Here is a 6979-nt window from a genome sequence, read left to right on the forward strand (position 1 = left end):
CGGGGGAGGCCCGCGGTGGTGACGCTCGGCGACGTCCGCTCGACGCTGCTGGCGCCCCTCCGCCGACGGGGCACGACGGTGCTGCTGCCCGGCGAGTCGTTCGGGGTCGGGAACCTCGCCTACTTCTGGCTGCAGGCCCACGCCCGTCGGAGCCGCGGGGTGCCGACCGCGGTGCGCTCGACGCGGAGGACCGCGGAGTGGGCGGAGGTCTTCCCGCGGGTCGTCGAGGAGCTCGTGGTGCCCCCGGCGGGGATGTCGTTCTTCAGCCCCCGCGAGCTCGGGAGCGTCCACCAGGAGCTCGGCGTGGAGTTCACGACGGACGAGCTGGCGGACTTCGTCGCGACGATGCTGCTCCCGCCCGGCGGTCCCTTCACCGCTCTGGTGGCGGCGGCGCGACCGGAGGCGGACCTCACCGTGAACATCCGGCGCGGCGACTACTACAGCGTCCCGGCCTTCCGCGGCCGCTACTCCTTCGACGTGGTCGAGTACGTCGACGCGGCGCTCGCCCTGGCCCGCGAGCGGGAGCCCGTGCGCAGCGTCCTGATCGTGTCGGACGACCTCGACTGGTGCCGGGTGAAGCTGGCCCGCGTCCTCGAGGGCCTCGAGGTGCGCTTCCCGGGGGCGGGGACGCCGGTGCCGCAGCAGCTCGCCCTGCTGGCCGCGTCCCGCCGCCTGGTGCTGACGAACTCGACCTTCTCGTACTGGGGCGCGCATCTCGGCGACCACGTGCACGGCGGAGCCGACGTGATCGCGCCGTGGTTCCACAGCCGCGCGTGGAACGGAGGGGCGGCGACGCAGCTCGACCCTCGCTGGCGGGTGGTCCGCGACCTCCCCGGCGGCTGGGACGGCTGACGCGGAGAGTCGGAGTCCGGCGGCTGCGCGGGGCTCGCGGGCGCCGGTGGGGGCTGCGGGCGGGCGGCTCCGGGGCGCGACCGGGCGTGGACGGCCGCGGGCTCTCGGCTCCGGGCTCGCGGCTCCGTGCTCTCGGCTCGGCTCTCGGCCGCGGGCTCTCGGCTCCGGGCTCGCGGCTCCGGGCCTCAGCGCAGGACGTGGCCCTCGACGTCGACGGGAGCCCGGGCGGTGAGGCGCTTCAGCCGCATCGCGGGGCGCTCGACCAGCAGCCAGCTCGCCCACGCGAGGGGGACCGTCGCTGCGACCGAGAGCGCGATGTACGCCCAGAGCGGCACGTCGGCTCCGGCTCCGACGATCGCCAGCGAGAGCAGCTGCTGCACGGGGAACGCGTAGATGTACATCCCGTAGGAGACGTCGTGGGTCGCGCCCACTCGACGCAGGGGGAGCCTGGCGCCGAGCGCGACCATCAGATAGGCGAGGGGGAGGCCGGCGAGCACGCGGTAGAGGCCGGCCGCGATCACGAGGACGAGCAGCACGGCCGCGGCAGCGGTGAGCGCGCCCGTCAGGGGGAGGCGGTCGCGGTACAGGTGCACGAGCGCGCCGGCGAGGAAGTACCCGACGAGCGTCACCGTCTGGTTGAGGGGCGCCGGGAACGGGACGAGGTCCGTCGCGAGCACCGCCGCGACGAGGGTGAGGCCCGCAAATCCCGCGACCACGAGGGGGCGCACCCAGCGCGCGGGCGCCAGGGAGACGAGCAGGCCGATCACGACGTAGCTGACGAACTCGTAGAACAGGCTCCAGAGCGAGCCGTTCCACGCGCCCGGGTAGGGCACGGAGCCGAGCATCCCCGCGATGCCGTACTCCCGGATGTAGAGTGCCGCATTGGCGACCACGAAGCGCACCGCCCCGGCCGCGCTGTACTCGCCGGCTCCGAGGAGGAGCGACGCGAGCGGTGCGGCGACGAAGGCCACGACCAGGAGCGAGACGAGGAAGGCGGGATAGATGCGGAGGAAGCGCCGCCAGAGGAAGTCGACCAGCGATCGCGAGCGCAGCCGGCTCGCGGTGATCAGGAAGCCGGAGGTGGCGAAGAACCCGCCGACCGCCCAGGCGCCGAGGGTGGAGCCGCCGAGCCCGGGGTCGTCGCCGTAGCCGCCGAGGGGGAAGGAGTGCGACACGATGACGAGGACCGCCAGCCCGAGCCGCAGGGCGTTGATGCTGTTCGACCGCGGGTCGAAGGCGGAGCCGACGGTCGGGCGCGTGCGTGGCGCGCGGGCGGGCGCGGCGGTGCGCCGGACGTTCTCCTGGCGGGTCATGCGCACATCCTGCTGATCCCGGCCGCCGCCGTCGATCGGGCGTGGGACGCGCCGCGCTCCTCCCGGAGGGCCCGCGCACCAGCAACGACGCGCGCTCCACCCCTGCGGCCCCGTCGCGGAGCTGACGCGGACTGACGTGCGGCCTGCGGCTGATCCCTCTCCGCCCCGTCGTCCCTCCGTCGCCCTCTCCGCGAGACGCCGCTCCGGTAGCGACACGCCGGAGCGGGCGTACCGGAGCGGCACCTCGTGGCAGGCGGTCGGATCACGCCGGTCGGATCACGCCGGTCAGAGCAGCCCGTCCGTGAGGTGGTCCGGCGTGCCGAAGCGGTGGGCCGTGATCGACACGGCCTGCTCGCGGAGGAACGGCAGCAGCTCCAGCCGGCCCGCCTCGGTCGCCGCGCCCGCGTAGACCGCGAGGTCGGGGCGCCCGCCCGTCACGGCCGTCACCGTCGCGGCGGACGCGCCCAGCAGGCGCACCCGTCCGGCGCCGTGCGCGCGCACCCGCGCCTCCCACGCCGCGTCGTCCTCGACCACGACGGCGCCTGCCGCCTCGTCGAGACCGGCGGCGAGCTGCGGAGGCAGCGCCGCGGCGCTCGAGACGACCACCCGTGCCTGCGCGGTCGCCGCCGCGACGGCCACCCGCACGAGCGAGCCCAGCGGCTCCCCGGCGGCCAGTCGCACCAGCACGGCGGAGTCGTAGGGCAGGCGGCGGAAGACGTTGCGCTCCGCCTCCAGCCCCGTCACGTCGCGAGGAGCGCTCGCGGCCCACGCCACCGCGCAGCTGCGCGCCGTCCGCTCCACCGCGGCCTGCTCCTGCGCCGGGAGCTCCGCGCGCGACGCGGCGAGCAGGCGGGCGGCCGGTCCGACGACCGGAGCGGTCGCCTCCGACGGCGCCGCGGTCCAGGAGCCCAGGCCGAGCAGGTAGTCCGGCCCGCCCGCCTTGGTGCCCGGGCCGACCGCCGACTTCTTCCAGCCGCCGAACGGCTGGCGCTGCACGATCGCCCCGGTGATCCCGCGGTTCACGTAGAGGTTGCCGGCCTCGATCCCGTCGAGCCAGGTGCCGATCTCCTCCGGGTCGAGCGCGTGCAGGCCCGAGGTGAGCCCGTAGTCGACCTCGTTGACGATCGCGATCGCCTCGTCGAGGGTCGCCGCCGTCATGATCCCGAGGATCGGCCCGAAGTACTCGGTGCGGTGGAACTCGGACCCGCGGCGCACGCCGTCGCGGACGCCGGGGCTCCACAGGCGTCCGGAGTCGTCGAGGCTCCGCGGCTGCAGCAGCCAGGTCTCACCGGCGCCGAGCGCGGTCAGGCCGCGCAGCAGCTTGCCCTCGGCGGGTTCGATCACCGGCCCCATCCGCGTCGCGGGGTCGGTCGGGTAGCCGACCGTGAGGGAGGAGACCGCGTCGAGCAGCTGCGCGCGGAACCGCTTCGAGCGAGCGACGGAGCCGACCAGCACCACGAGCGAGGCGGCGGAGCACTTCTGGCCCGCGTGCCCGAAGGCGCTCGCCACCACGTCCTTCACCGCCAGGTCGAGGTCGGCCGAGGGGGTGACCACGATCGCGTTCTTGCCGCTCGTCTCGGCGAGCAGCGGGAGGTCGTTCCGGAAGGAGCGGAACAGCTCCGCCGTCTCGTAGGCGCCGGTGAGGATCACCCGGTCGACCTGCGGGGAGGCGATCAGGTCGCGCCCCAGCTCCTCCTCCGGCAGGCGGAGCAGGCGCAGGGCCTCGCGGGGCACGCCCGCCGCCCACAGCGCCTCGGCCACCACGGCGCCGCAGCGCGCGGTCGGACCGGCGGGCTTGAGCACCACGGCGGAGCCGGCCGCGAGCGCCGCGAGGACGCCGCCGGCCGGGATCGCGACCGGGAAGTTCCACGGCGGAGCGACCAGGGTCAGCGCGGCCGGGTGGAAGCGGGCGCCGTCGACCGCGTCGAGCTCGAGGGCGCGCTCGGCGTAGTAGTGGGCGAAGTCCACGGCCTCCGAGACCTCGGGGTCGCCCTGGTCGAGGGTCTTGCCGCCCTCGGCCGCCATGACCTCGAGCAGCTCGGCGCGGCGCGCCTCCAGCTCGTCGCCCGCGCGGTGCAGGATGCGGGCGCGCTCCTCGGCCGGGACGTCGCTCCAGCCGCTGCCGCGGGCGCCGGAGAGCACCGACTCCAGCTCGTCGAGGGTGCCGATCGTGGCGGCCTCGATCGCGTCGGCGCCGGCCCGGGAGGAGGGGACGCGCGCGAGGATCGCCTGCGCCCACTCGCGGTTCGCGGCGACGGACGGGTCGGTGTCGGGGGTGCTGCGGAAGTCGCCCGGTCCCGGACGGCCGCTCGCGGCGAACCGGTCGGGCACGCGGTGCGCCGGGGGGACGGCCCCGTCGAGGGCGGCGACGGAGGCGCGGAACCGCTCCTCCTCCCGCGCGAAGAGCGCCGGGTCGGCCTCGAGCTCGAAGACGGCCGACATGAAGTTCTGGCTCGACGCGCCCTCCTCCAGCCGGCGGATCAGGTAGGCGATCGCCACGTCGAACTCGGCCGGCGCGACGACCGGCGTGTAGAGCAGGAGCGAGCCGACCGTGCGGCGCACCGCCTCCGCCTGGCCCTGGGCCATGCCGAGGAGCATCTCGTACTCGATCCCCTCGCGGACGCCGCGGGTGCCGGCGAGCAGCCACGAGTACGCGACGTCGAAGAGGTTGTGCCCGGCGACGCCGACCCGCACGTTGCGGATCCGCTCCGGGTGCAGCGCGTAGTCGACGACGCGCTTGTAGTTCGTGTCGGAGTCCTGCTTGCTGCTCCAGGTCGCCAGCGGCCAGCCGTGGACCGAGGCCTCGACCTGCTCCATCGGCAGGTTCGCGCCCTTGACCAGGCGCACCTTGATGCCGGCGCCGCCGCGGGCCCGGCGGGCGGCGCTCCACTCCTGCAGGCGGATCATCGCCGAGAGCGCGTCGGGCAGGTAGGCCTGCAGCACGATGCCGGCCTCGAGGCCGAGGAACTCCGGCCGGTCGAGGATGCGGGTGAAGACCGCGATGGTGAGGTCGAGGTCCTTGTACTCCTCCATGTCGAGGTTGATGAACTTCTGCGGCGAGGAGGCGGCGGCCCGGGCGAACAGCGGCGCCAGCTCCTCGACGATGTCGTCGACCGCGGCGTCGAAGGCCCACGGGTTGTGCGGGGCGGTGCTCGAGGAGACCTTGATCGAGACGTAGTCGACGTCGTCGCGGGCGAGGAGCCGGTGCGTCCCCTCCAGGCGGCGGTGGGCCTCCTCGCGGCCGAGGACGGCCTCGCCGAGCAGGTTCATGTTGAGCCGGACGCCGTCGCGGCGGATCGCGGCGATGGCCGGGCCCAGGCGCGAGTCGGTCGCGTCGATGATCAGGTGGCCGACCATCCGTCGCAGCACCCGGCGCGCGATCGGCACCACGACGTCCGGGAGGAGCGGCGCCATGACGCCGCCGAGGGCGACCGCGCCGCGCATCGGAGCAGGGAGGAAGGACGGCACGCCGCCCGCGATCGCCTTCAGCGCCGCCGCCGCGACGCGGGTGTCCTCGGGGCGGACGACGCCGTCGACGAAGCCGACCGTGAAGTCCAGGCCGGCCGGGTCCTTCAGCACGCCCGCCAGCTGCGCCCCGGAGGCGTCGATCGGGATCGCGGACGCCTCGCGCAGCCAGCGCCGCACCAGCGCGACGCTCTCGTCGACCAGGCGGGGATCGATCGAATCGGCGGACGGGCCGTCGGCGGCGGGGCCGGTGGCGAGAGCGGGGCTGGCGAGATCCGTCATGGTGCGGTCCTTCTGCTCTGAGAGGCGGTGTCTTCAGTATTCGACCGACTACCGTTGAGCAGAAGCGACCGTTCCTTACCGGTACCGGTCAGCTCAGCTGAACGATCGGAGAGACGCCGTGCTCGATGTCCGCCGCCTGGTCCTGCTCCGCGAGGTGGCCATCCGCGGCACTCTCGCCGCCGCGGCCGAGGCCCTCGCCTACAGTCCCTCCGCCGTCTCGCAGCAGCTCGCCGTGCTCGAGCGCGAGGCCGGCGTCGAGCTGCTGCGGAAGGCGGGCCGGCGCGTGCAGCTGACGCCCCAGGCCGAGATCCTGGTCGAAGCGGCCGGCGAGGTGATGGCCCTGCTCGAGCGGGCGGAGGCGGCGCTCGCGGCCTCGGGGGAGTCGGTGACCGGCCGGGTGCGCGTCGCGGTGTTCCAGTCGGCCGCGCTCGCGCTCATGCCGGGCGCGCTCCGGGCCGTCGCTGACCGCTTCCCCGAGGTGCGCGTCGAGATGGTGCAGCGCGAGCCCGAGGGTGCGCTGCACGAGACGTCGTGGGCGCGGGAGTTCGACCTCGTCGTCGCCGAGCAGTACCCCGGCCACTCGACCTCCTGGCTGCCCGGACTGGTGCGCAGCGACCTGACGACCGACGCGATCCGCCTCGCCGTGAGCCGCGACTCCGCCGTCGTCGACCTCGCCTCGGCCCGCGACTCCGCCTGGGTGATGGAGCCGCGCGGTACCGCGAGCCGCCACTTCGCCGAGCAGACCTGCCGGGTCGCGGGGTTCGAGCCGGACGTCCGCTTCGAGACCGCCGACCTGCAGGCGCAGATCCGCCTCGCCGCCTCCGGCCACGCCGTCGCCCTGATGCCCGACCTGGTCTGGGCGGGCGAGGCCCCGGACTGCCGCCTCCTCGAGCTGCCCGGCACGCCCCGCCGGACGATCTTCACCGCCCAGCGCGAGGCGCAGCTGGCGTCGCCGGCCGTGCGGGTGTTCCGGGAGTGCCTGGCGGAGGTGGCGGGACGTTTCGCGTGAGGCTGGGGGCGTGCGGGGGGCCAGCGCAGTCGCGAGACGCGCTGCCCGAACGGCGGGC

The 6979-nt window shown here is 75.1% G+C and carries 4 protein-coding genes; 2 read left to right on the forward strand and 2 right to left on the reverse strand.

Annotation, left to right across the window (positions count from 1 at the left end; genetic code table 11):
- Positions 1–15: 15 nt before the first annotated feature.
- Positions 16–852, forward strand: coding sequence for an alpha-1,2-fucosyltransferase (locus C5C53_RS14420; protein WP_104267852.1), 837 nt, complete (start codon positions 16–18; stop codon positions 850–852).
- Positions 853–1037: 185 nt separating this feature from the next.
- Here the strand turns inward: C5C53_RS14420 and C5C53_RS14425 are convergent, their stop codons facing one another.
- Both C5C53_RS14425 and C5C53_RS14430 read right to left on the reverse strand, forming a co-directional pair.
- Positions 1038–2165 carry an acyltransferase gene (locus C5C53_RS14425; RefSeq protein ID WP_104267853.1) on the reverse strand — a complete coding sequence of 376 codons (1128 nt, stop codon included), beginning with the start codon at positions 2163–2165 and terminating at the stop codon, positions 1038–1040.
- Between the two features lie 285 nt (positions 2166–2450).
- A complete protein-coding gene (locus C5C53_RS14430) occupies positions 2451–5912 on the reverse strand; it encodes a bifunctional proline dehydrogenase/L-glutamate gamma-semialdehyde dehydrogenase (RefSeq protein ID WP_104267854.1) in 3462 nt (1153 codons plus the stop codon).
- Between the two features lie 118 nt (positions 5913–6030).
- On the opposite strand from C5C53_RS14430, the gene C5C53_RS14435 reads away from it, so the two are divergent.
- Positions 6031–6921, forward strand: a complete 891-nt coding sequence (locus tag C5C53_RS14435; protein ID WP_104267855.1) for a LysR family transcriptional regulator — start codon at positions 6031–6033, stop codon at positions 6919–6921.
- The last annotated feature ends 58 nt before the right edge of the window (positions 6922–6979 follow it).

It is taken from the genome of Rathayibacter sp. AY1E3 (assembly GCF_002932235.1).
In the GTDB taxonomy this organism is placed as follows: domain Bacteria; phylum Actinomycetota; class Actinomycetes; order Actinomycetales; family Microbacteriaceae; genus Rathayibacter.